We start from the raw sequence: 24,022 nt of genomic DNA, 5'->3' as shown, positions 1-24,022 counted from the left end.
TCTAAAAAAACTCCTTTCCTTAACTTAATCGTTCAAAAAGTCAGCTTTTCAGCACCACTACCTATTTAAAAGGGAGACCCTTCCTCCGCGGTTAGTGGCGTGGAGGAAGGGGCCCGAGGAACTGCAAATATTGGCATTCGATACGGCCGTTGTACAGCTTGCGGCGTTTGTCCGCCTTGCGCTGAAAATCATGCTCGAACTGTTTGGTCGGCGTCAGGGCGAAAAAGGACCAGGTAGGCAGTCCGGCCATGATCCGGCCGAGCTGGGCGATCAGCTTCCGCACTTCCTTTTCCTCACCGATCCGCTCGCCGTAAGGCGGGTTCGTAATCATGCAGCCGTAATCGCCCTGCGGTTGGATTTTGACGGCGGGGAGGCATTCGAACTTGATCTCTTTTGCCAAACCGGCGCTTTTGGCGGCGGCCTTGGCGATTTCGACCGCCGCCGGGTCGATGTCGCTGCCGGCGATGTTCAGCGGGGTATCGTCCCGCACCGCGTCAAACGCCTCTTCCCGGGCCTCCTGCCATAAGCGCTCCGGCACGGCCGGCCAGCTTTCGGCATTAAACGTGCGGCGCAGCCCAGGCGCCAGGTTCCAACCGATCATCGCCGCTTCGATCGGCAGCGTGCCCGAGCCGCAGCAAGGATCGTAGAACGGCCGCACCGGATTTTGGTTCCAGCGGCTGAGCAAAATCAGCGCGGCGGCCATCGTTTCCTTTAGCGGCGCCTCCGTCGCATGCTTGCGGTAGCCCCGCTTGTGCAGAGCCGGCCCGGTCGTATCGAGCGTGAGCAGCGCCTTGTCGTTCAATAGATTGACTTCGATGACATAACGCGGGCCGGTCTCCTGAAACCATTCGGTAGAGTGCGACTGCTTAAGCTTTTCGACGACCGCTTTTTTGACGATTCCCTGGCAGGCGGGGACGCTGCTGAGCTGCGACTTGTGCGACCGGCCTTCCACCGGGAATTCCCCGTTGGCGGGAATCCACTCCTGCCAAGGCAGCGCTTTGGTGCCTTCAAACAGCTCGTCGAAGGTTAGGGCGCTAAATTCGCCCATCTTGATCAAAACCCGGTCGGACGTCCGCAGCCACAAATTGCAGCGGCAAATATCGATCAGGTCGCCGGTGAAATGGACGCGGCCGTTTTCGACCGCCGTATCTTCGTATCCCAATTCTTTCAATTCGCGCGCCACCACGGCTTCCAGCCCCATCGGGGCGGTCGCGATCAGTTGCAAAGGTCCAGACATTCCTGTAGATCACTCCAGCTTCGGCATTATACTTGTGAGAACTGCGCAAAAACCATACAATTCAGTATAGGCCAATGCTTGCCAAGTTACAAACGGTTCTTTGGATCGCGATGCAAAAAATGTTTGCGCGGCGATCTGTGCCGTATACATAAGGAAACCAAAAGAAAGGATGTAGATTGCGATGCTGACGCCGGAACAATACGGAGACGAATTATACGCCAAAGATGAAGTGCTGGAGCGGGTGACGCGGTCCATTTTGGACAGCGGCTTGCGGGACGTGTCGATCGCGCCGGGGTATGGGCGGCTTTTGACCTTGCTGGTTAAACTGGCAGGAGCTAAAGCGGTGCTGGAGATCGGCGCCCTTGGCGGCTACAGCGGGATCTGCCTGGCCCGGGGGCTGCCGGCGGACGGGCGGCTCGTGTCGCTGGAGCTGAAGGAGGAGAACGCCGGATTGGCGCGGCGGAATTTGGCTGCCGCCGGATTCGGCAGCCTGGCCGAGTACATGATCGGCCCCGCGCTGGACAGTCTGGCGACGCTGGAGGCCCGGGAGGAGCGGTTCGATTTCTTTTTTATCGATGCGGACAAAGAAAACTATCCGGCGTACCTCGAATATGCGATAAAACTGGCCAATCCGGGCGCGCTCATTGCCGGGGACAACATTTTGCTGCGGGGGCGTACGCTCAACGAGGAGAAAAACGGCCCGTCGGTGCAGGCGATGCGCAGGTTCAACGAGATGATCGCCCGGGACGGGCGGCTGATCAGCACGCTGCTGCCGGCTTATGACGGCCTTGCGCTGGCGATGGTGAAATAAGGCTTATCATTCGTCCCCCGGCGTCAAACTCCGCGCCGGGGGATGCTTGCGTTATCCTTCAGCCGCTGCGTGTTCTTTCTCCGCGCTTTCCTTCGCTTCGGCCTCTTTCCACCTGGCCGCCCATTTCTCCATTTCCTTAAGCGAGCTTTGAAAATCCAGGCCTTTTGGGGTCAGTGAATATTCGACCGTAACCGGGACGGTGGGAAAAACCTCGCGGCGCACGATGCCGCTTTTCTCCAAATGCCGCAGCGCATCGGTCAACGATTGCGTACGGACGATCTTCAAATCGCGGTGGAGCTGCTGAAAGCGCCGCGGGCCTTTGGACAGCTCGGCGATGATCAGAAAAGACCATTTGGCCCCGAGGATTTGCAGCACGGAGCAGATATCGGAAAGGTCCTCGGTTTCAGCAGCGCGATGATTTTGGGAATTCCGCTCGGCATGGCCATTGCCGAATGGCTGAACTGGCGGGCGATTTTCCTGATCCTGGCCCTGCTTAGCATTGGGGTGGTGTACTTGATTAATAAGTTGGTTCCCCCGATGGAAGGAGATGCGGCGGTTCCTTTCCTCCGGCAGTTTAAAGTTCTCGGCAGCGCGGTCATCGTCAGCGGGCTGCTGATTACGTTGTTTAGGGAGTCGGGCAATAACCTGCTGTTTACGTACGTCATTCCTTTTTTGCAAAATATTCTGGCCTTGCCTGCTTCCTCCAGCAGCTTCGTCATGCTCTGGTTAGGCATTGTCGGGGCTGCCGGATCGCGCCTGGGCGGTTACTGCATCGACCGCTGGGGAGTCTCCCGCGTGCTGCTCGCCGGTCTGGTGATGCACGCGGCCACCATTTCAACTTTGCCTTTATGGGCGGGCCGGACGATACCGGGGATCGCCTTCCTTTCCTTGATGGCGCTAGCCATGTTTGCCACAGGAACGGCGATTCAAAGCTATTTTATTGCGCGGGCGCCGCAGTCCTCCAACCTGGTGTTAAGCATCAATACCTCGATCACCCACTTGGGGCTGGCGCTTGGCGCCGGCGGGGGAGGTCTTGTGCTGGGGTCGACGGAAACGCTGTACTATCATCCTTGGCTGGGGGGCCTTTTGGTCGGACTAGGCCTTGCGGCCGCCTCCGTAAGCATCGCTTGGGGGAGAAAGAAAAGCCGGAGCGAATTGTCGCTGAATTAACTTTGCCGGACATGCGGTTCTAATTGCGCTGCGAAATGAGCCCTCACGAGCGCTAGACATAGAGTCTCGTGCCCCGTTTATTGTTGGAGCAGGGGGTTGGAGCAGGGCCAATTCCGGAAAGCTGCAAAAGTGCAGTTGATTTTTAGCAAAACGCCCCAAAACGGCTGATCAAGTGCAAAAGCCGAAAGTACATCTCATTAGAGATTGTTCGATAAAAAAGGGTCTTTTGGCCGGAAATGAACTGCACATTGCAGTTGAGCCACCCTTTTTGAGTAAATTCGACGGGAATCGCATGTACTTTTGCATTTGGCGGGAAATCTCGCACTCGCATCCAACGGAAATGCATCGGAACTCTTTAAATTTAACGAATAAGGGGCGTCCCCAAGCCGTCAGACGACTTACGGGACGTCCCTTGCTGTTCATAGCGGAGTCCTCCTGGCCGATTTTTTAAGGACCGTCGTGATACAGATGAGCCCAGCCGTTTCCGATGACCTGCGGCCGCCGGGGATTGCCGTCGCTTTGCTGGTACGGGCGAAGACCGTAGCCCTGGTTGTAGGGGGGATGGCTGGTGTGGGCGGTATTGGGCTGGTGATTCTGCGTTTGGTAATAGGCGCTCTGATGTTCTTTCGGACAGCCGGATGGCGGCCCGATGATTACGGTTTGGTTCAGCGGGGCAAGCGCCTCGCGAACTTTGGCCGGATCGAGGCAGTACATATGCGCCAAGGCCTCGGGCGGCGTGAGCCGCAGCATATCGGAGGCGGGGATGATTTCCGGAACCGGCGCGTCGAATATGGCTAAAAAATGCGTTCCATCCACGGTAGCCGTGTCATAATGCCACCAGCCCTGCGGGATGCTGGTCGCCTGGCCGGGCCGGGTCGGATAATGCCGCAGCTCTTTCGTAAACGGATTGATGATCGAGACGACGACCTCGCCCGAAATGCAGTATGCGAGCTCCGAGGCGTTTGGATGGTGGTGCGGTTCGATGGCGTTGCCTTTGTCCAAATAAGTGTCCAGCATCGACATATTGCCGAGCGTATTCAGCTGTTTGATGGACAGCTCGTTGATAAAATTGCGGTTATCCTTTTTAAAGGAGGTGTTGCGGTTGACGTCGTACGTAAATTGCGCGGATGGTGAAGTGAAGTTCATGCTAGAGACCGCCATGATTGTTCCCTGCCTTTCTTATTTCGCTTAGGCGTTGTACTTCTACTGAATATCTATGCACAGGGCCGGTAGACTATGATTCGGAACGAACCTCAGGTTTGCATTTGCCGCAAGAACCTCGTCAACGGTAGATTCGCCGGCGAATTCGTCTTCTTTTTCGGATTCCTGCCGCCCTGTTGCTCTTGGCTGATTTGACAGATGTCAAATTGATTAAAGCAATCCGGACAAATCTGCTTCTTCTGATTCGGAGCCTTCTCCCGGCTGGTTTCCGCTTTCCCGATTTCCTGCGGCTCCCCTGTCTTCTCGGGCTGGAAGAGCCCGGATACACGGGTTTTGCGGCCGTTTGTTCTGCCCATGGCGTCATGCTGAGGTAATGCTTGTAAAGTTCCCAGCCTGAAGACTTACGGTCCCAGCATTTTTCATCCCCGGCGAAATGGACGATTTTATTGGTAAAGTCGTGATCGGCCGCGGCCATGTTGAATAAGTTGAAACGCACATCCAAAGGCAGGTAATTTCCGCCGAAAACCGCATTGAGCGCATCCTGGTCGGGCATGGTGGTATCGGGGAAATTCCGTAAGAAGTTTAACGTTTCTTCGTACCAGTTAGGATTAGCGCGGATCGTGTTCAAGGCGAATAAAATAACTCCGGAGTTAAAATAATGTTCCGGATTCAGCCCTTTGGAGCTGATCAGATGCGTGACATTCATGATGTTCTGGTCCCAAACCGCGCCCAGATAATAATTACTTAAATCGACCTGCCACAGTTCTTCAAGGTCCATGTTCACCAAAACATCGCAGTCCAGGTAAATAACTCTATCCGCCGGTATGACGGCGGGCAGCAGCAAGCGATACATGCAGGCCGGCGTCCACACTTCAATCGAGCCCACGCTCGTCATCACCTGGAGCATATTTTCAGGCAACACTACGGGATAAAACTGAATCGTCTGATTGTAGCTGGCGGCTAAATTAATGAGTTTTTGCCGGTTATCCTCGCTCAAAGTCTCGTCGTGCAAAATATGCACATTTACTGAGGATCTCGTATTTTGGAAAACCGACGCCAACACGACACCGGCATGCTCGGTATACTGCCCATCCTTATCCTGAAAAGCCAAAGCTAATTCGATCATCGGATTTATCCTTTCTTCACGTTAGTTGTCTGCACATTATACGTTAGCCGCGGATAAGTGGATAAGGCGTTAAACCTAAGCAATGAACCCAAATTTGCCGCCGCGCTCCGAGGGACAGGCGCTTATTGCCGCACCCGCCCCGCTTAATCTCCTCCATACTTCTTCCGGTAATGCCCCAGCGCCAGCAGCGGCCAGATATAACGGTAGCTGTGGTAGTGTACGTAAAAATACCCGGGCAGGCCGGCGCCTGTGGGATAAGAGGCGGTCCAGCCGTCCTCGTGCAGCATCGCGATCAGCCTAGCGATTCCTTGGTCGATCTCGGCCGTGGGCCGGTCGTGCACGGCGATCAGGGCGTCCAGCGCCCAAGCCGTTTGCGAAGGCGTGCTGGCGCGAAGCGGCACATAGCGCTCTTCACGGTCGCTGCGGCAGGATTCGCCCCAGCCGCCGTCCGGATTGCGCACGCTCAACAGCCAGCTTACGCCTTGGGCAACGGCATCGTGATCCGAAGCCAGGCCGGCGGCCTTCAGCCCCGTAAGCGCGGCCCACGTCCCGTAGATATAGCAGATTCCCCAGCGGCCGTACCATGATCCGTCCGCTTCCTGATGGCGGATCAGCCAGTCGGCGCCGCGGCGGATGAACTCGTGGCGGGCGTCCAGCCTTGCGAAATTCCCCAAAAACTCCAGCGTCCTTCCGGTAAGATCCGCTTCCGAAGGATCGATGGCCGCCGCTTTGGCCCCGTCGATGGCGAGCCAGGTGAGCATTTCCTTGTTCGTGTTTTTTTCGAAGGCCGGCCAGCCGCCGTCGTCGTTCTGCATGGAGAGCACCCAGTTGAGCCCGCGGTTCCACGCTTCGAGGCAGGCGGGTTCCCGTCCGGCCAGGCTGTGGATCGCCCGCAGGGCGGCCGTTGAATCATCGACGTCGGGAATGATCGTGTTGGTGTCGGAAAATCCCCAGCCCCCGGGGGCGACGCCGGGATTGTGAATTTGCCAGTCCCCGGCTTTGCGGTGCTGCCGGGAACGAAGATAGGCGGCGGCTTTCCGGATCGCGGCGTGATCCTCGCTTAGCCCGGCTTCCTGCAGGGCGTAAGCGATCAGCGCGGTATCCCAGACGGTGGAAGGGGAGTTTTGGATCGTGACTTCGCCGCCTGTACCGCCCGCGCTGCAGCGCATCGCCGCCAAGCCGTCGACGGCATGCGTGATGAGCGGGTCCCGGCGGTCGTACCCGAGGGCAAGCAGGGCGAACACCATCAGCACCGTGCAGCTGGCATACGTATACAGGCTGCCGTCCGCCTCGATCCGCTCCAGGATGTATTGTTCGGCCTTCTTGACGGCGGCCTGGTGGATACGCTGCGGGGAGCCGATCAGCCGGCCGATCCCCGCTTGGATGTGGGCGAGCAGATCGCGGTTTTCCCGGGAAAGCTCCTCCTCGTCAAAGCCGCGGCCGCCGCCATACAGATCGCTTAAATCCGGAGTATGCGGCGTTTTCAGGGAGAAGTCCCGGTCGGCCATGATCAGCAGCGGAACCAGATGAACCCGCGAATATCCGGAAAAATCAAAAAAACTGACCGGAAAAGACGGCGGCAGGAGCAGAATTTCCAGCGGAATGGAGGACAGGGCCACGGGCCATTTGCGCTGTCCCGTGGCGGCGAGCAGCGCTTTCGTGAGCAGGCCGCCCGCCATCTCGATCCCTCCGGCGGCTTGAATGTAATTTCTGGCCCGGCGGATCGGCTCGTCCTCCGGCCGGCTGTACCCGGAGAACAGCAAGGCGTAGTACGCTTCCACCGTCGCGGACAAGTTCCCTTCCCGCTCGTCTTCAAACCATCGCCAGCAGCCCTCGGGCTGCTGCGCGGCGAGGATGCGGTCGTGCAGCGAACGGATCAGCTCTTCGCTGCCCGCGCTTAGCGAGCGGAGCAGCACGATCACGCTCACGTCCATGGCCGTTCCGTTTTCGAAGCAATACCGCCAGGTCCCGTCCGGCTGCTGCCGCCGGACCAGTTCATCCGTCAACCGGCCGATTTCCCGGCCGACCCCGCTGATAACATGTCCCATTCCTTGCTCCTCCTTAAAGCCGTTTTCACTCGTAACAGTATATGAAGGACGAAAAAGGGAAATGAGGGGAGGCGCATCTTTCCTTTACCGCAGGCGGGAAAAATTGTATGGTAAGGGTACTTGGACACGGGAAGGGAAATGAACGATGACAAAAAGACTGTATTTCGAATCTGCTTATCTTACCGAATGGCAAACGCGCGTCAGCCGGACGCTGCAGCGCGCGGACGGGGATTATGTCGTCCTCGAGGAAAGCGCCTTTTACCCCCATGGGGGCGGGCAGCCGAACGATGAAGGAACGATCCAGGGGATCCCGGTGCTTGACGTGATCAGCGAAAATGACGAGGTGCTGCATAAAGTGGAGCGCTTGCCTGACGATACGGCCGTGAACTGTACGGTGAACTGGGAGCGCCGGTTTGACCACATGCAGCAGCACAGCGGCCAGCATCTGCTGTCCGCCGTCTGCCGCGAGCTTTACGGGGCGATGACGGTCAGCTTCCACCTGGGGGCCGACTACTGCACGATCGACGTGGAGCGCCCCGAGTTCACGCCGGAACAATTAGCCGCCATCGAGCTGGCCGCGAACCGCCATATTTATCTGAACCACGAGATCGTCAGCTATTTCGTGACCGGGGAGGAGGCGGCCAAGCTGCCTTTGGTGAAGCGTCCGAAGCTGACGGAGAACATCCGCGTCGTCGAGATGAAGGACGTGGAATACAACGGCTGCGGGGGAACGCATGTCTCCTCGACGGGCGAAATCGGAATGATCAAGCTGTTAAAGGCCGAAAAGCAGAAGGGCAACACCCGGGTCTACTTCAAATGCGGTTATCGGGCCTTGGCCGAATTCAACGAAAACCAGCGGATTTTGGGGGTGCTGACCGGCAAACTGAAAACGAGCCGGGAAGGGCTCGCCGAGCGGATCGAAAAATGGGAGCAGGAGCAAAAGCAGCTGCAGCAGGAATTGGCCAACGTGAGGGCCATTAATGACGAATACTTGGCGCGGGAACTGCTGTCGCGGCGGGAGGGCGGGATCGTGGCCCATGTTTTTGCGGACAAGCCTTTGAAGGATGTGCAAAGCCTGGCGGCAAAGCTGACGGCGGACTTAGACGCAGACGCGCTCGTGCTGCTTGCGACCATGGCCGGCAACAAAGCGGTGATGGCTCATAACGGGGAAGCGGCGGTTTCCTGCGGCGCTTTTTTCAAAGAGCATCTGCCGGCTTTTAACGGCAAGGGCGGCGGCAGCGATAAGCAGGCGCAGGCCGGGTTCGAATCTTGGGAGGAAACGCAAGCTTTCGTGGAATTCGCCAAACGGACCTTAGGTTCCTAAATCCAGCCTCCGTCCGTATGGATTTTCCCGAACGAGCCGGATAAAAGCCTCCGCCGCCGGAGACAACGGCTCGTTTTTGCGCATGCAGACGGAAAAAATATTTTGCGGCTCAGGTCCCTCCACGAACACGCGGGACAATCGGCCGCGTTCCACCTGCTCCCTGACGACCAGCGACGACACAAAGCTGGCTCCGTACCCGGCGATCACGGCTTGCACGGTTTCGTTCAGCCCGTTGAACTGCAGGGCGATCCGCGGCGCGGGGGCGTTAAACGTCCGGCACAAGGCCAAAAAGCGCTCCCGTGTGGAACTGCCCGTCTCCCGCATGACGAAAGGCTCCCTGACCATTTCCGCCAGGCTGACCTGCCGGCCCGCGTACCGGTGATCCGGGGCGACGACGAACCACAGCTCGTCCCGGAACAACTCCTCCGAACGGATCGTCTCCGGATATTCCTCGGCCAATCCGCCATAAAACGCCAGATCCACCTCCACCCCCAGCAGCTGCTTCAGCGCATCGCTGGAATTCGTCGTATTGATCGTCATTTCCACCTGATCATACCGCTGCTTGAACTTGGCGATCCAGGTCGGGATGAGAAAATGGGCGGGCAAATACGTGGCCGCCATCCGAATATGGCCGGTCTCGCCCTCCCGATAATCCTGCAAAAACCGTTCGATTTGCTGCTCGACGGCAAACAGCCGTGCGCTTAACGCATACAGCTTGGCGCCGCCGTCCGTGAGGGCGATCCCTCTTCCGTGCGCTTTCAGCAGGGGGAGGGCCAGCTCTTTTTCTAATTTTTTGATCTGCGCGGAGATCGCCGGCTGGCTGATGTTTAACAGCTCCGACGCGCGCGTCACGCTGCCCGTGGATGCGATTGCGTGAAATAGCCGCAAGGCGTGCAGGTTCATAAAGACGCTCCCTTTCTACCCTTTCTTTATCGATTCATATACCAAATCTATAGATAGTTAATAAAGATATATTATATTTATCGTTTGTTTTCAACTACAATGGTTTCAAAAGGAAGAGGCCACCCCTTCCGGACAAAGGAGCTGAACAGCCATGGATATTTTGAATCCGGCGTTTGATTATGACAAGTATGGTCACGAGTACTCCGGGTACCGGCGGACGGACCCGCGGATTGCGGAGTATGTGCACCGGGCCCTGGGGGACGCCAAAACCGTCCTGAACGTAGGAGCCGGGGCGGGCTCATACGAGCCGGCGGATCGGTATGTCGTTGCCGTGGAGCCTTCCCGCGTCATGCGCGAGCAGCGGCTGGCCCGGGGGAAAGCTCCGGCGGTGATCGGCCGGGCGGATTCGCTGCCGTTTGACGATCAAGCCTTCGATGCCTCCATGGCGATGATCACCGTCCACCACTGGCCCGATATCCGCCGGGGCCTCACGGAGCTGCGGCGGGTGACGCGGGACACGGCGGTTGTGATGACCTTTGATCCCGCCGCGCTGGAGGGGATTTGGCTGGCGCATTATTTTCCCGAACTGATCGAAATCGAACGAATCCGGATGCCCGCGCTGGACGTCATTGCCGAGGCTTTGGGGGGAGACTGCGAAATCGTGCCGGTCCCGATCCCGTTTGACTGTATTGACGGTTTTCAGGAAGCTTTTTACGGGCGCCCTGAAGCTTTTTTGGTGAAAGAGGTGCGGGCGGCCCAGTCGGCCTGGGAATTCCTGCCGGAAGGGGCGGAAGAGAAGCTGGTCCAACGGCTGGCCGACGACCTTCGCTCCGGCGAATGGGAGCGGCGGTTCGCGGCTTACCGGCAGACGCCTTTTCATACCTGCGCGTTAAGCTTGGTCGTGGCGGATGTGCGCGGCCGGGTGTAGAAGCGGAAAATTTAATTTAATGGATGCCAGGCGCGATGCCGCCGTTATGAAGCGTTATGAAGGCGCAGAAGGACGGCGGTTTTTTGCGGTTTCCTGCGGCTTTATTTTTTAACGTAATTTTACATATTTGACTTTAGATTGATGTTCCGATAACGCTCTGTTGACACCCAAGCCTTACACTGGCAAAGGAATTATCCTGTACGACAAACTTCATTAGCAAAAAAGGAGGCATCCTCCATGAGCGAGCTGGACAATCCGCTCAGTCTGCCGGGAAGCGGCCCGTCCGCCGCGTTAACCGGATCCAAGACCCGCGCTGCCGGCCGGACCGCTTCGATAAAAAGGCAGAAGCTCCGCGAGAATACGCTCGCCTATGCATTTTTGGCCCCGTCGCTGCTGTTGTTCGGCGTTTTTTTGTTCTATCCGCTGCTGAAGTCGGTTTACTTAAGCTTGCACAGCACCGATCCGACCGGCCGCGTCGCCGCGTTCGTCGGCATGGACAATTTCGCCGGCCTGTTCTCCTCCGGTTTGTTCGTGAACGGAATGAAGGTCACCGCGCTGTTCGCTTTGCTGACGGTGCCGGCGGGGATGCTGCTCGCCCTCGCGCTCGCGGCGCTGACGCATACGCGGCTGCCCGGCAAACGGTTGTTTCAATTTGCTTTTTCGCTGCCTTTGGTATTGTCCGTCGGCTCGGCCGCGGTCATTTGGAAGTTTCTGTTCCACCCGACGCTGGGGATGCTGAACTATTTGCTGGGGCTTGCCGGCGTCTCCCCGGTGCAGTGGCTGGTCAGCCCCGATTGGGCGCTGGTATCCATAGCGCTGATGACCGTGTGGATGAATCTTGGCTTCAATTACATCATTTTGTCCAGCGGCATGCAGGGCATCCCGGACGAACTGTACGAAAGCGCCACGATCGACGGAGCCGGACCGATTACCGTGTTTCGCAAAATAACGCTGCCGCTGCTGTCGCCAACGCTGTTTTTCCTGCTGGTCGTGTCGATCATCAGCGCGTTCCAGTCGTTTGGGCAAATCAATATTTTGACCATGGGCGGGCCGATGAACCGCACGAACGTGTTCGTCTATACCATTTACCAGGAGGCGTTCGTAAATTTCCGGTTCGGCACCGGAAGCGCCCAGGCGCTGCTGCTGTTCCTTGTCATCATGCTGCTGACCTTGATTCAGTTTAAGTGGGTGGAAAGGAAAGTGCATTATCAATGACCAAACTTACCGCAGGCCGGGCCGCCGTTACGCTGCTGCTCGCCGTTATGGCCGTGCTCGTGCTGTACCCCGTCGTCTACAGCTTTTTTATGGCGGTGATGACGCCGGAGGAAGCGAGCATGTATCCGCCGCGCATCGTGCCGCACTCGCTGAATGTGGCCAATTTCATCGAGGTGTTCGGCATTGTGCCGATCGCCGCTTTTATCGGGAACACGTTCCTTGTGTCCGGCGCCGTTATGGCCGGGCAGCTGATGACGTCCAGTCTGGCCGCCTACGCTTTTGCCAACATGCGCTTTAAAGGCAAAGGCCTGATGTTTGGCCTGTTCATGGCGACGATGATGGTCCCGTGGGAAGTGACGATGATCCCGAATTACCTGACCGTGCGCAGCCTGAATTGGCTCGACAGCTATCAGGGCTTGATCGTGCCTTTTTTGGCCACGGCGTTTGGCACGTTTATGCTGCGCCAGTTTTTCCTGCAGCTGCCGAAAGAATTGTTCGAGGCGGCAAAAATCGACGGATGCGGGCATCTCCGCTACTTCCTGTTCCATGTGCTGCCGCTGTCGCGGCCGGCGCTGGGGACACTGGCGGTGTACTCCTTTTTGAACATGTACAATGCTTATCTATGGCCGCTTCTCATTACGAACAGCAAACCGATGCGCACGGTACAGATCGGCATTTCGATGCTGGAGTTTCAGGAGACGACCTCCTGGAACCTCGTGTTCGCGGGGATCGTGCTGGCGATATTGCCTTCCCTGCTGCTGCTCGTGTTCGGGCTGAAGCAGCTGGTCCGCGGAATGGCGGCGGGAGCGCTGAAGGGCTGAGCGGTGAAAGGATATGCCGTGTGGCCGGTCGTTGTCAACTGCCGCTGGCAGATGATGAATATAAACAAGGGAGAGATTCGTATCATGAAAAGGTTTCGCCACAAAAACAGCATGCTGCTGCTGATCGCCGCCTTATTCGTCGTCCTGGCCGGCTGCGGCGGAAATTCGCACGGAGCCGCGAACGGCGCTGCCGGCCAGACGGGCGGGGGGACGAACGCCCGCAGCGAAGACACCGCCAGCGCCAGCGGCAACGCCAAAAAACCGGTGCACATCACCTGGTGGCATTCGATGTCCGGCGCCGGGGAGAAAGCGATTAACGAGCTTGTATCCGATTTTAACGCCAGCCAATCCGACATCGAGGTAGAAGCGGTGTTCCAGGGGAAATACGACGAAAGCTTAAACAAGCTCAAAGCATCGCTCGGTTCAAACAGCGGGCCGGATTTGATCCAGGTGTACGAAATCGGCAGCAAATTCATGATCGACTCCAAGGCGATCACGCCGGTCCAGCAGTTCATCGACGCGGACGGATACGATTTGTCCCAACTGGAGCCGAACATCATCCGTTATTACACGATTGGCGGTAAGCTGAACGCGATGCCATTCAATACGTCCAACCCGATTCTCTACTACAACAAGGACGCTTTCAAAGCGGCGGGGCTCGATCCGGAAAATCCGCCGAAAACGTTCGAAGAATATGAAGCGGCGGCCAAGGCGCTCAGTAAAGACGGCAAGCCGGGCGCAGCGATCGCGATTTACGGTTGGTTTATGGAGCAGCTGTTCGCCAATCAGAACGCCGAGTACGTGAATAACGGCAACGGCCGGGAAGGAGCGGCCACCGAGTCGCTGCTCGCCTCCGAAGCCGGCGTGCAAACGCTGGAATGGTGGAAAAAGATGGTCGACGAAAAGGTTGTCGCCAATCTGGGCCGCAATACGGAGGACACGAACGCCGCCTTCGCCGCCGGCCAGGTCGCCATGACGCTGGATTCGACCGCTTCCCTGCGCAACATCGTGGAGATGGTCGGCGACAAATTCGAAGTGGGCACCGGTTTCCTGCCAAGACCGGCCAGCGCCAAGGAAGGCGGCGTGATCGTGGGCGGAGCCAGCTTGTACATCATGAATAACAAGCCAGAAGAACAGCAAAAAGCCGCCTGGGAGTTTATCAAATACGTGGCCTCGCCGGAAGCGCAAGCGAAATGGAGCGTGAACACGGGGTACTTCCCGATCACCAAAGCAGCCTACGACCAACAGGTGCTAAAGGACAACATGGCGAAATATCCGCAGTTCCAGACGGCCGTCGACCAGCTTCACGCATCGGCAGCGTCAACCGCGACTTCCGGCGCCGTGATGGGCGTATTCCCGGAGGCGCGCCAAATCGTGGAAGGCGCGATCGAAGAAGCGCTGAACGGGCAAAAAGCGCCGCAGCAGGCGCTGGAAGACGCCGCCAAGCAAATTACCGATAAGATCGGTCAATACAACGCGACTGTGAAATAAATCCGAATTTGAAGCGGAAAATAAGGAGGAAGCCGGGCGACCCGCGCCCGGCTTTTTCAATCGGGGGGAAAATTTTGATTAAACAACCGCTAAACGAAGATCCGGCTGCCTTATGTGTACGTTTGACCCTGAGTCAAAGGGGGATGCTGTTTGAGGGTTGTAGCTGTTTGGTGGTTGTAAAAGGTACAGTTATTTATCGGCAAGTGGAGCAAGGAGCTTGGTTAAATGCAAAACATGCAATTAACTTCGTTGGTTCCGCTAGACTGGCAAAAATGTTTGGATGCAGTTGCAGAATATGCGATTAAAACGTGCTAACCCGCTTTTTCGTTGAAATCTAGTTGTACGTTTTGCAATTAATCGTTCGAGCCGGATCTTCCGACGTGAATATGGATGCGAATGCGAATGTGAATGGACCCCAATACCTGCGACCGGCTGCCGTTGGGCTAATGGACTAGCCCCGCCTATGAGCCGCCCCAACCTCTCCCCAGCCGTGTATGAGCCGCCCTAACCTCTCCCCAGCCGTGTATGAGCCGATGCACGCCTTATCAGCAGCTATGAATGGGCCGATTCATGCTACCGCAGCAGCTATGAATGAGCCGATTCATGGCACTCCAGCCGCCACGTATGCCGCCGCACTCACCCGCGCCCATGGCGCAGCAGTGTGAATTTCGGCTTTTCGTACAGCTTGATTCGTACCCATATCGTGTTGATCAGGAGCAGGATGCCGGAGATGATGAACAGGCCCTCGATACCGATAAAGCCGGCAAGGAAGCCGCCGATCAGCGAACCCAGCATGTTGCCGAGGGCGAGCGTGCTGCTGTTGAAGCCGAACGCCCGGCTTTCCATCCCGTCGGGGGTGTAAAAGCGGATCAACGCGTTGACGCTCGGCAGCAATCCGCCCATAAAGACCCCCATCAGAAACCGGATGACGATAAGCTGCCAGACGGTATGGACAAACGCTTGCGGAATCAGCGTGGCCGCCGCCCCGATCAGGCAGTACGTCAGGATGCGATGGGCTCCGACCTTGTCGCTGACCCGGCCGAGCACCGGCGAGGTGGCCATGTTGGAAATGCCGGTGACCGCGCTGACAAATCCGGCCCAGAACGAAACATTGGCCGCCGCCCCGTGCAGCTTCTCCACGTATAGCGGCAGCAGCGACATCGGGCTCAGCATGGCGAATTGCAGCAGAAAGGTTACGGCGAACAACGCCGTCAACTGCGGCGTTTTGTTGAGCTCAAGGAACCCTTGCAGCACGGAGGGCTGCGGGGTATGGGCCGCTTCCTCGCGGTCGAAGTTTTCTTTCACGAACACGAGCGCAAGGACCGTGCCGATAAACATTAACGCCCCGGTTATGTAAAAGATCGGGCGAAAGCCGATATACTCGGCCATTAGGCCGCCGATGAGCGGCCCCAGAATCGTGCCGGCGACGTTGCCGGATTGGATCGTGCCCATGGCAAAGCCCATCCGTTCCTTCGGCGCTGTGCCGGAGATGAGCGAAACCGAAGCGGGATTGAACCCGGAGATCGTCCCGTTGAGCAGCCGCAGCGCCAGCAGATGCCATGGCTGAGTCGCGAAGCCCATCAAGGTAATCACGATGGCCATGCCGAACCCCGAGCGAAGCAGCATGATTTTGCGCCCGTATTTATCGGAAAGCTTGCCCCAAAACGGCTGAAAAATAAATGACGTCGCAAAGTTGGCGGCGAAAATCGTCCCCGCCCACAGGCCGATGGCGTGCTCGCCTTGCACATGCAAATCCCTGGCCAAATACAGCGAGAGGAACGGCGTAATCATCGTCATCCCGGCATTGACCAAAAACGCTCCAAACCAAAGCACGATGAGATTGACTTTCCACGTCTTCAAAGTGCTTTCACTTCCTTTCCGCGCATCTGGTTGCAAACGACAAACTTTAAGAGCTATATAAGTGGAACTATTGATTGTCCGGATCGGGGCAGCCGTGTGAAATGTTCTTACGATCGCTGTTGTTCGCGGATTTCTGTAATTTAACTAAATTCAGATACGGTAGAAATCCGCTCACAAAGGCGACCAAGCATATGCTTCCGATGCGGCTTTCTTACAGAAAGCTTTGAGTTTCTTCAGAATCATTTCACACTCTTGCCTACTTCCGCATTTCTATAGTTCAACTTATATAGTTCAAAAAGTCCGTTTTTGATCACGTCTTCTAAGTATATCACAAGTAAGCCGGCGTAGTTTGCGGGCGGTTTCATCGCATTTTCATGCGATTGTCATGCGATCGTCATCCGATTTGCCGTTGTGACAGTTGTTACTTACTTTTAAAAAGGGCATAATGTAAATTAGAATGTTTATAGAGGAAGTTCAAAAAAGTCATACTTTCTCGGTGCTCTCGGTGCTGAAAACCTGACTTTTTGAACATCGCTTAGAATGTAAGTCCTAATGGCCTAACTGCATTTAGAATTGCTTTTATAGCGTATTGGAGGCGTGTTGGTTGGTTTATAACGATCGTTTGATCCGGGCCTTGAGAAGCCAGGAGGTAGATCGTCTTCCTGTTTGGTACATGCGCCAGGCGGGCAGATATGATCCCGATTACCGAAAAATCAAAGAAAAATACAGCTTGCTGGAAATTTGCCGGCAGCCCGAGCTCGCGGCGGAAGTCACCCTGATGCCGGTCCGCAAGCTTGGGGTGGACGCGGCCATTTTGTATTCCGACATCATGAATCCGGTTGCTTCGCTGGGCGTCGAATTCGACATCGTCAAAAATATCGGACCGGTCATCGAGCAGCCGATCCGTACGGCGGCGGATATCGATCGTTTGAAGCCGATCGAGGTGGAAAAGGACTTGTTCCATATTTTGGAAACGATCTCTATCCTCGACCGGGAGCTGGACGTGCCGCTCATTACGTTTGCCGGCGCGCCGTTTACGATCGCCAGCTATTTGATCGAAGGCAGCCCGTCCAAAAGCTATATCCGCACCAAAGCGATGATGTACGGCGAACCGGAGCTTTGGTTTAGGCTCATGGACAAGCTGGGCGATATGGTCATCGCCTATTTGCGGGCCCATGTACGTAGCGGAGGCAAAGCGTTTCAACTGTTCGACAGCTGGGTCGGAGCGCTGGCGCCGAAAGATTTTCAAAAATATGTGCTGCCGACGGTCACTCGTATTTTTGCCGAACTTCGGGATTTGGATGTACCGAAAATTTATTTCCCCGGGGTGAGCTCCGGGGAGCTGCTGCCGGCGCTGACCGGCCTCGCGGCGGATTGCATCGGCTTGGACTGGCGCGTGTCGATTTCGGAAGGCCGGCGCCGGACGGGCGGGAAGTTTGCCGTTCAGGGCAATCTGGACCCGTACGTGCTGACCGCGCCGATGGACGTCATCAAGCAGCAGGCCAAGGAAATTATCGACGATGGCATTAAAGCCCCCGGTTTCGTATTTAATCTCGGCCACGGCCTGTTCCCGGAAGCTTCGATCGACAAGCTGCGGGAGCTGACCGAATTTGTGCATGCCTACTCGGCCGAAGCGATCGCCAGCCGGGCGGTGCCGCGGACTTAGGCAGACGGCGCGGACGGCGTAATTTACTTTATTTTGAAATAATAATGGATCAGAGGTGACCCCATAATCGTGAAAACAAAAATCGGTGTTTTGGTGATGTCTTACGGCACGCCGGAGAGTATGGACCAAGTAGAGGCTTATTATACGCACATTCGGCGCGGCCATCCGCCAACCGCGGAGCAGCTCGCCGAACTCGTCGGCCGCTATGAGGCGATCGTCGGAGGCGTTTTTCCGCTGCGCGCCAACACGGACAAACAGGTCGCCGCGCTGCAGGACACGTTAAACCGCCTGAACGCGGGCGCGGACCGGGAATTCGTTTGCTATCAGGGACTGAAGCATGCGCGGCCGTTCATCGAGGACGGCGTGGCCGAGATGGCCAAAGACGGGATCAAGGACGCCGTCGGCATCGTTCTGGCCCCCCATTACTCCGTGATGAGCATCGGCGGCTACATCAAACGGGCCGAAGCGAAAGCCCAGGAATCCGGGATCCGCATGAGCTTCGTACATAGCTACCATCTGCATCCGAAGCTGATCGAGGCTTTTGCCGCTCGGGTGTCCCGCAAGCTGGACCAGTTCGAGGAAGCCGGCGCCAAGCGGAATGAGGTGAAGGTGCTGTTCAGCGCCCACAGCCTGCCGGAGAAAATTTTGGAGATGGGCGATCCGTACCGCGACCAGCTGATGGAAACGTCGCAAGCCGTTGCGGACAAAGCCGGGGTGAGCAACTGGCAATTCACCTGGCAAAGCGCGGGGCGGACGGCCGATCCATGGCTCGGTCCGGATATTCTGGACACTTTGAAGGACTTGAGCCCGGAGGTGGAGGACGTGCTGGTGGCTCCCGTCGGATTCGTGTCCGACCATTTGGAGGTGCTGTACGACCTTGACATTGAGGCCAAAACGATCGCCAAGGAGCTGGATATGCGGCTGGAACGGATCGAATCGCTGAACACCGAACCGCTGTATATGGAGGCGTTAAGCGACGTCATTATGAATACATGGGAAAAGAGATGAGAACGATGAGCGAATCTTCCCGCAAGGTTGTCGTTATTGGCGGAGGATTGACCGGACTCAGCGCGGCTTTTTACATCCGCAAATTTTATGGGGAAAAAGGTGTTGAACCGCAAATCACGCTGCTCGAAAAAGGAAAAACGATGGGCGGCAAAATCGACACCCTGGAGCAAGACGAGTTTGTGATCGAAAAAGGTCCTGACTCCTTCCTGGCCCGCAAAACGGCGATGATCGAGCTGGCGCGGGAATTGGGGCTGGAGCAGGAACTGGTGCAAATGAATCCGAACGCGAAAAAAACGTATATCGTCAGCGGCGGCCGCCTGCATCCGATGCCGTCCGGCCTGGTGCTCGGCATTCCTACCGAGCTGGAGCCTTTCCTCGCAACCGGCCTCGTGTCCTGGAACGGCAAAATGCGGGCGATGCTCGACCTGGTCGCCCCGCCGCGCATGAGCGAGGAGGACGAATCGCTGGGGGCCTTTATCGAACGGCGGCTCGGCGTCGAGGTGCTGCAAAATATCACCGAGCCGCTGCTGGCCGGCATCTATGCGGGCGACACCTACAAGCTCAGCCTGCAGTCGACCTTCCCGCAGTTCGGCGAGGTGGAGCGAGCCTACGGTAGCTTGATCAAAGGCATGATGAGCGGGAAAAAGCCGGTCGAGACCCACACCGGAACGAAACGCAGCGCCTTCCTGACGTTCCGCAAAGGCTTGAAAACGCTCGTGGAAGGCCTGGTGAAGGGGCTTTCCGGCGTGGATCAGCGGCTGGAAAGCGAAGTGGCGGAAATCCGGCGTTTGGGTGAAAGCCGCTACGAGGTCGTTTTAGCCTCCGGCGAAAAGCTGGCGGCGGACGACGTCATCGTGACCGTGCCGGCTTTTGCCGCGGCCGACCTGCTTAGACCGCACGTCGACGTTGCCGCGCTCGATGCGGTCAATTACGTCTCCGTGGCGAACGTCGTGCTTGCCTTTGAAAGGGAGGACGTGACCGGCAGCTTCGACGGCTCGGGGTTCCTCGTGCCGCGCAAGGAAGGCCTGAACATCACGGCCTGCACCTGGACCGGGATCAAGTGGCTGCACACGAGCCCGGAGGATAAGATGCTGCTCCGCTGCTACGTCGGCCGATCCGGAGACGAGGACAAAGTGTTCCTGTCCGATGAGGAGATCACCGCACTGGTGCTGCGCGATTTGCATAAGCTGATGGGCGTGACGGCCCGGCCGCTGTTCGCGGAAATTACCCGCCTGCCGAAATCGATGCCGCAGTATCCGGTTGGCCATTTGCAAAGCATCGCCGCTTTCCGGAAAGGGCTTGAGGCCGCGCTGCCGAACGTTTATGCGACCGGGGCTGCGTTCGAAGGCGTAGGTCTGCCCGATTGCATCAAGCAGGCCAAAGAGCTGGCGCAGCGGATGGCTGAGAAATTGACGGTTCCTCAGGCCTAAGGAAAGTTCCCCCTGCGGGGGAATTTGCGACCCCTTGCCTATAAAATAGGCGAGGGGTTCTATTTATTTTCCGATCCCTGATATAATAAAATTATACGGTCAAATACAGCGTTAAAAGGAGTCCGTAATGTACCCGCCAAGATCGGAAAAACGTAAGCAACGAAAACAAGAAAAACAACACCGGCAAAACCGCTTGTGGGTGTTGATCAATTTGACTCTCATCTCGTTGATCATCGTGCTCGGGACTTATTTCTATTTGGAAGAACGCACGCGGCAGGACAGTGCCGGGAACGGCGCGGAACAAACGGGCGGCGATCCGAACATCGCTCTGGGAAATCAGGGAGATCATGAAAGCCCGAATGTCTCTCCGGCACAGGAGGGAACCGGTGAAGATTCCGCTAAGGCGGAGAACGGTTCTTCACCCGGGAACGGGAACGCCGGGGCAGGAGACGCTGCTGCGGATGACGGAGCACCTTTGAACCCGGACGAATCCAGCTTGGAAGAGACACCAAATACCGACGGCGACAAGACGGAGAGCGGAGAGGAACTGCTGATCCATTTTGCGGGCGATACGATTTTTTCGGGCAAGGTGGAGGAAAAGCTCGAGCAAGCCGGCTATGATTATCCTTATAAGTTTGTTCAGGATTTGTTTCAAAACGACGATCTCAGCGTGCTGAACCTGGAAACGCCGGTCACGGCGGGCGGCGAAGCGGCCGAAAACAAAACGTTTGTGTTCAAATCGCCGCCCAAAGCGCTGGGCCCGATGGCCGCTGCCGGCGTCGACGCGGTGAACCTGGCCAACAACCATGTATTGGACCAAGGCGTGCCCGGTCTCAAAGATACGTTAAAGAATTTGCGGAAGAACGGAATTTTATATGTGGGTGCGGGCGAAAACAGCAAGGAAGCGTACGCGCCGGTTTACGTCGAACGCAAAGGCGTGAAAATCGCTTTGTTCGGCTTCAGCCGCGTCATCCCGGAGTATGAGTGGACCGCTTTGAAGAAGCACCCGGGCGTGGCGGCCGTATATGATCCCGAACCGGCGCTTGCGGCGATCCGCGAGGCGCGCAAACAGGCCGATCTGGTGCTGGTGGTGGCTCATTGGGGCAAGGAGCGTGTGACCGAACTCGAAGACCATCAGCAGGAATTGGCCCACGCGTTTATCGACGCCGGAGCCGATTTGGTGGTCGGCGGCCATCCGCATGTGATGCAAGGTTTGGAGAAATACAAGGGGAAATGGATTGCCTACAGTACGGGCAACTTTATTTTTACGAGAGCGCTGGATCAGAAAACTTGGGATACCGCCGTATTTGCGGCAAAATGCACGCGTGAAGGGGACTGCAGGCTGCAGCTTGTCCCGTACCGCACGGAGCTGGGGCAGCCGGTGCCGATGACGGCGGAGGACGGGAAGAAGCTGCTGGAAGAAGTGGAGAGCTTATCGCCCGGCGTAACCATCAATGAGAAGGGCGAGGCGTCCGCCTCGGGGTGATCGGTGCGGCGAGCAAATGAATGGAACATGAGTGCGAACGTCTATGGCTGCAGGGAGGCGATAAGCTTGCGTAATCAATGTGTAGCCCATCGGGGATTTTCCGGCATTGCGCCGGAAAATACGATGGCCGCGGTCAAGCTGGCGATGGAGCAGCCCGAAGTCCACTGGATCGAGGTCGACGTTCAGCTCTCCAAAGACGGCGTTCCGCTGCTGATTCATGATTTTACGCTCAACCGGACGACGAGCGGAAGCGGTCCGGTCAAGGACAAAACCTGGGCCGTGCTGCAGGAGCTCGATGCCGGCAGCTGGAAATCGCAAGCTTACGCGGGCGAGCGATTGCTCAGTCTAAGCGAGTTCCTGGACGCGATCGCCGGCCGCCTGCGGGCCAATATCGAAATCAAAACGGAAGGAAATCTCTACCCCGGCCTGGAGGAAAAAGTGATTTCCGCCGTCAAGCGGCGGCATATGGAGCAGGAGGTTGTGCTTACCTCCTTCGAACCTCGCGTGCTGGCGAAAATCAGAGAAATCGGCCGCGGCATCCGCACCGGTCTGATCATCGACCATTATCCGAAAGACCTGCTGCTTCGGCTGCAGCTTCTGCGCTGCAGTTTCCTGTCCATCCATTACCGCGCCTTAACGGCGGAGCTTGCGGACAAGGCGTCAAAGCGCGGGATCGAGGTGATGGCCTGGACGATGGACGAAGTGCGGCTGCTGCGGAAGGTTGCGGCGCTTCACCCCGGTATCCTGCTGTGTACGAACCGTCCGGATGTTTGGCGTACGGCTATTTTAAATTGGAGGAAATGCCATGATGAACAAATTGATCGCTAACGTATTTTGCGTCGGCCGGAATTACCGGGCGCACGCGGAGGAACTGGGCAACGACGTCCCGGCCGAGCCGATGATTTTCCTGAAGCCGTCCCACGCCGTAACCGTGATGGACGGGAGCGGAATCGCGCTGCCGGCGGACCGGGGAGAAGTGCATTACGAAGCTGAACTCGTACTGCGGATCGGCCGCGGCTATGAGCCGGGCATAACGGTCGACGAACTGGTGGACGCGATGGCGTTCGGCATCGATTTTACGCTGCGGGACGTGCAAAGCGAGCTTAAGAAGAAAGGCCATCCCTGGACGGCGGCGAAAGGGTTCCTCCATTCCGCGCCGCTCACGCCTTACATCGCCTTCCCCGGAGCCGCCGAAACCGCGCAGGAGGACTTCGTGCTGCGCAAAAACGGGGAAATCGTGCAGCGCGGCAACATCAGCCGGATGATTTTTTCTTTGCAGCAGATCGTGGATTACATCGCCGAACATTACGGGCTGGGCGCAGGGGACCTTATTTTTACGGGAACGCCCGAAGGAGTGGGGCCTGCCTGTCAGGGGGACAAGCTGGAACTGGCGTACGGTTCGCGGACGCTCGGCAGCTGCGTGATTGAAACCGGCCCGTCGGCAACATGATGATGATGGATTGGATCGTAGGGGCGCTATGCGCCCTGCTTGTGTCTGGGGCGGCTTACCTGAAACGTTCGTTGTCCCTGTCGGGGATGGTTGCGGCTGCGGTGATGGGGACGGTGTATTACGGCGCGGGCAGCCTGTTTTGGTTTGGCCTGCTGTTGCTGTTTTTCATCAGCTCGTCCGTGCTGTCTCATTATCGCGGCGACCGCAAGGAGGAATTGGAGCGCTCCTACGCCAAAAGCGGGCGCCGGGACGCCGGGCAGGTGCTGGCGAACGGCGGGCTCGGCATGCTGGCTTGCCTGGGCAACTGGATTTGGCCGGACCCGGGCTGGGGCTGGTTTTTTGTCGGCACGATGGCCGCGGTCACCGCGGACACCTGGGCGACCGAACTGGGCGGCCTTAGCCGTACGGCGCCGCGCTCCATTGTGACCGGACGGCGAATCCCTCCGGGAACGTCGGGCGGCGTGACCTTGCTCGGCAGCGCTGCGGCGCTGGCCGGGGCCGTCTTCATCGGCGGTGGGGCCTGGCTGCTGCTTGCCTGGACGGGGGATGCGGCGGGCGGCGAGCCCGCTGGCACTGGCACTGGCACTGGCACCGGCGCATTTGGGCTTGTGCGCTGGGCGCTGATCGGCGGCCTGTCCGGTTTGTTCGGCGCGTTTGCCGACTCCTGGCTTGGGGCGACGGTGCAGTGGATGCACCGCTGCAGCGTTTGCGGCAAAGAGGTTGAGGTCGCTTCCCATTGCGGCCGGGAGACCGTGCCGGTGCGCGGCTTCCGCTGGATGAACAACGATGCGGTGAATCTGCTCAGTTCCCTGGCCGCAGGCGGGCTGGCCCTAGGAATCGGTATGATACTATAAATTGCGAGTTCAAAAAAGTCGGCTTTTCAGCAT

The 24,022-nt window shown here is 57.5% G+C and carries 21 protein-coding genes; 14 read left to right on the top strand and 7 right to left on the bottom strand.

Annotated features, from left to right (window positions below; genetic code table 11):
- Positions 1-91: 91 nt before the first annotated feature.
- Positions 92-1,237, bottom strand: coding sequence for a THUMP domain-containing class I SAM-dependent RNA methyltransferase (locus DYE26_RS12470; RefSeq protein WP_036624314.1), 1,146 nt, complete (start codon positions 1,235-1,237; stop codon positions 92-94).
- A gap of 181 nt (positions 1,238-1,418) precedes the next feature.
- On the opposite strand from DYE26_RS12470, the gene DYE26_RS12465 reads away from it, so the two are divergent.
- Positions 1,419-2,048 carry an O-methyltransferase gene (locus DYE26_RS12465; RefSeq protein ID WP_036624313.1) on the top strand — a complete coding sequence of 210 codons (630 nt, stop codon included), beginning with the start codon at positions 1,419-1,421 and terminating at the stop codon, positions 2,046-2,048.
- Between the two features lie 51 nt (positions 2,049-2,099).
- On the opposite strand, the gene DYE26_RS12460 is transcribed toward DYE26_RS12465, so the two are convergent.
- Positions 2,100-2,423, bottom strand: a complete 324-nt coding sequence (locus DYE26_RS12460) for a winged helix-turn-helix transcriptional regulator (RefSeq protein WP_172531698.1) — start codon at positions 2,421-2,423, stop codon at positions 2,100-2,102.
- On the opposite strand from DYE26_RS12460, the gene DYE26_RS33415 reads away from it, so the two are divergent.
- Positions 2,415-3,218, top strand: a complete 804-nt coding sequence (locus tag DYE26_RS33415) for an MFS transporter (RefSeq protein WP_170180929.1) — start codon at positions 2,415-2,417, stop codon at positions 3,216-3,218. The genes DYE26_RS12460 and DYE26_RS33415 overlap by 9 nt on opposite strands.
- 447 nt (positions 3,219-3,665) lie before the next feature.
- On the opposite strand, the gene DYE26_RS12450 is transcribed toward DYE26_RS33415, so the two are convergent.
- From DYE26_RS12450 to shc, 3 genes are all read right to left on the bottom strand, one after another.
- Positions 3,666-4,379 (bottom strand): cupin domain-containing protein, encoded by a 714-nt coding sequence (locus tag DYE26_RS12450; RefSeq protein WP_036624312.1) that lies wholly within the window; start codon positions 4,377-4,379, stop codon positions 3,666-3,668.
- A gap of 121 nt (positions 4,380-4,500) precedes the next feature.
- Positions 4,501-5,505 carry a glycosyltransferase family 8 protein gene (locus DYE26_RS12445; protein WP_036624310.1) on the bottom strand — a complete coding sequence of 335 codons (1,005 nt, stop codon included), beginning with the start codon at positions 5,503-5,505 and terminating at the stop codon, positions 4,501-4,503.
- Between the two features lie 143 nt (positions 5,506-5,648).
- Entirely contained in the window at positions 5,649-7,553 is a 1,905-nt protein-coding gene (gene shc / locus DYE26_RS12440; protein WP_051985588.1) for a squalene--hopene cyclase, read from the bottom strand.
- Between the two features lie 145 nt (positions 7,554-7,698).
- Here shc and DYE26_RS12435 point away from each other — a divergent pair, with 145 nt between their 5' ends.
- A complete protein-coding gene (locus DYE26_RS12435; protein ID WP_036624309.1) occupies positions 7,699-8,877 on the top strand; it encodes an alanyl-tRNA editing protein in 1,179 nt (392 codons plus the stop codon).
- On the opposite strand, the gene DYE26_RS12430 is transcribed toward DYE26_RS12435, so the two are convergent.
- On the bottom strand, positions 8,866-9,780 hold the full coding sequence (locus tag DYE26_RS12430) for a LysR substrate-binding domain-containing protein (RefSeq protein ID WP_036624308.1): 915 nt from the start codon (positions 9,778-9,780) through the stop codon (positions 8,866-8,868). The genes DYE26_RS12435 and DYE26_RS12430 overlap by 12 nt on opposite strands.
- 151 nt (positions 9,781-9,931) lie before the next feature.
- Between DYE26_RS12430 and DYE26_RS12425 the strand changes: the two genes are divergently transcribed.
- The 4 genes from DYE26_RS12425 to DYE26_RS12410 all read left to right on the top strand — a co-directional run bounded on the left by DYE26_RS12425 (position 9,932) and on the right by DYE26_RS12410 (position 14,235).
- Complete coding sequence (locus tag DYE26_RS12425; protein ID WP_036624306.1) at positions 9,932-10,708, top strand: class I SAM-dependent methyltransferase; 777 nt, start codon at positions 9,932-9,934, stop codon at positions 10,706-10,708.
- Between the two features lie 237 nt (positions 10,709-10,945).
- Positions 10,946-11,923: a carbohydrate ABC transporter permease gene (locus DYE26_RS12420; RefSeq protein WP_036624305.1), complete on the top strand. Its 978-nt coding sequence runs from the start codon at positions 10,946-10,948 to the stop codon at positions 11,921-11,923.
- Positions 11,920-12,744, top strand: a complete 825-nt coding sequence (locus DYE26_RS12415) for a carbohydrate ABC transporter permease (protein WP_036624303.1) — start codon at positions 11,920-11,922, stop codon at positions 12,742-12,744. Before DYE26_RS12420 ends, DYE26_RS12415 begins: the two co-directional genes overlap by 4 nt.
- Positions 12,745-12,828: 84 nt before the next feature.
- Positions 12,829-14,235: an ABC transporter substrate-binding protein gene (locus tag DYE26_RS12410; protein ID WP_036628480.1), complete on the top strand. Its 1,407-nt coding sequence runs from the start codon at positions 12,829-12,831 to the stop codon at positions 14,233-14,235.
- 636 nt (positions 14,236-14,871) lie between these two features.
- On the opposite strand, the gene DYE26_RS12405 is transcribed toward DYE26_RS12410, so the two are convergent.
- Positions 14,872-16,095, bottom strand: coding sequence for an MFS transporter (locus tag DYE26_RS12405; RefSeq protein WP_036624302.1), 1,224 nt, complete (start codon positions 16,093-16,095; stop codon positions 14,872-14,874).
- Positions 16,096-16,699: 604 nt separating this feature from the next.
- Between DYE26_RS12405 and hemE the strand changes: the two genes are divergently transcribed.
- The 7 genes from hemE (at position 16,700) to DYE26_RS12370 (ending at position 23,989) form a co-directional block, all read left to right on the top strand.
- Entirely contained in the window at positions 16,700-17,761 is a 1,062-nt protein-coding gene (gene hemE, locus DYE26_RS12400) for a uroporphyrinogen decarboxylase (RefSeq protein WP_036624301.1), read from the top strand.
- Positions 17,762-17,830: 69 nt separating this feature from the next.
- Positions 17,831-18,769, top strand: coding sequence for a ferrochelatase (gene hemH / locus DYE26_RS12395; RefSeq protein WP_036624300.1), 939 nt, complete (start codon positions 17,831-17,833; stop codon positions 18,767-18,769).
- 5 nt (positions 18,770-18,774) lie between these two features.
- The gene (gene hemG, locus DYE26_RS12390; RefSeq protein WP_036628478.1) at positions 18,775-20,199 is read left to right on the top strand and encodes a protoporphyrinogen oxidase; all 1,425 of its coding nucleotides are present in this window, start codon (positions 18,775-18,777) and stop codon (positions 20,197-20,199) included.
- Between the two features lie 127 nt (positions 20,200-20,326).
- Positions 20,327-21,685 carry a CapA family protein gene (locus DYE26_RS12385; RefSeq protein ID WP_036624299.1) on the top strand — a complete coding sequence of 453 codons (1,359 nt, stop codon included), beginning with the start codon at positions 20,327-20,329 and terminating at the stop codon, positions 21,683-21,685.
- 66 nt (positions 21,686-21,751) lie between these two features.
- On the top strand, positions 21,752-22,513 hold the full coding sequence (locus DYE26_RS12380) for a glycerophosphodiester phosphodiesterase (RefSeq protein ID WP_051985587.1): 762 nt from the start codon (positions 21,752-21,754) through the stop codon (positions 22,511-22,513).
- Positions 22,494-23,135: a fumarylacetoacetate hydrolase family protein gene (locus DYE26_RS12375; RefSeq protein ID WP_036628476.1), complete on the top strand. Its 642-nt coding sequence runs from the start codon at positions 22,494-22,496 to the stop codon at positions 23,133-23,135. The genes DYE26_RS12380 and DYE26_RS12375 overlap by 20 nt, the downstream gene beginning before the upstream one ends.
- Before the next feature lie 5 nt (positions 23,136-23,140).
- Positions 23,141-23,989 (top strand): DUF92 domain-containing protein, encoded by an 849-nt coding sequence (locus DYE26_RS12370; protein ID WP_036628475.1) that lies wholly within the window; start codon positions 23,141-23,143, stop codon positions 23,987-23,989.
- The last annotated feature ends 33 nt before the right edge of the window (positions 23,990-24,022 follow it).

Source organism: Paenibacillus macerans (assembly GCF_900454495.1).
Classification (GTDB): Bacteria; Bacillota; Bacilli; order Paenibacillales; family Paenibacillaceae; genus Fontibacillus; species Fontibacillus macerans.
This window is presented reverse-complemented; position numbering and strand designations above follow the sequence as displayed.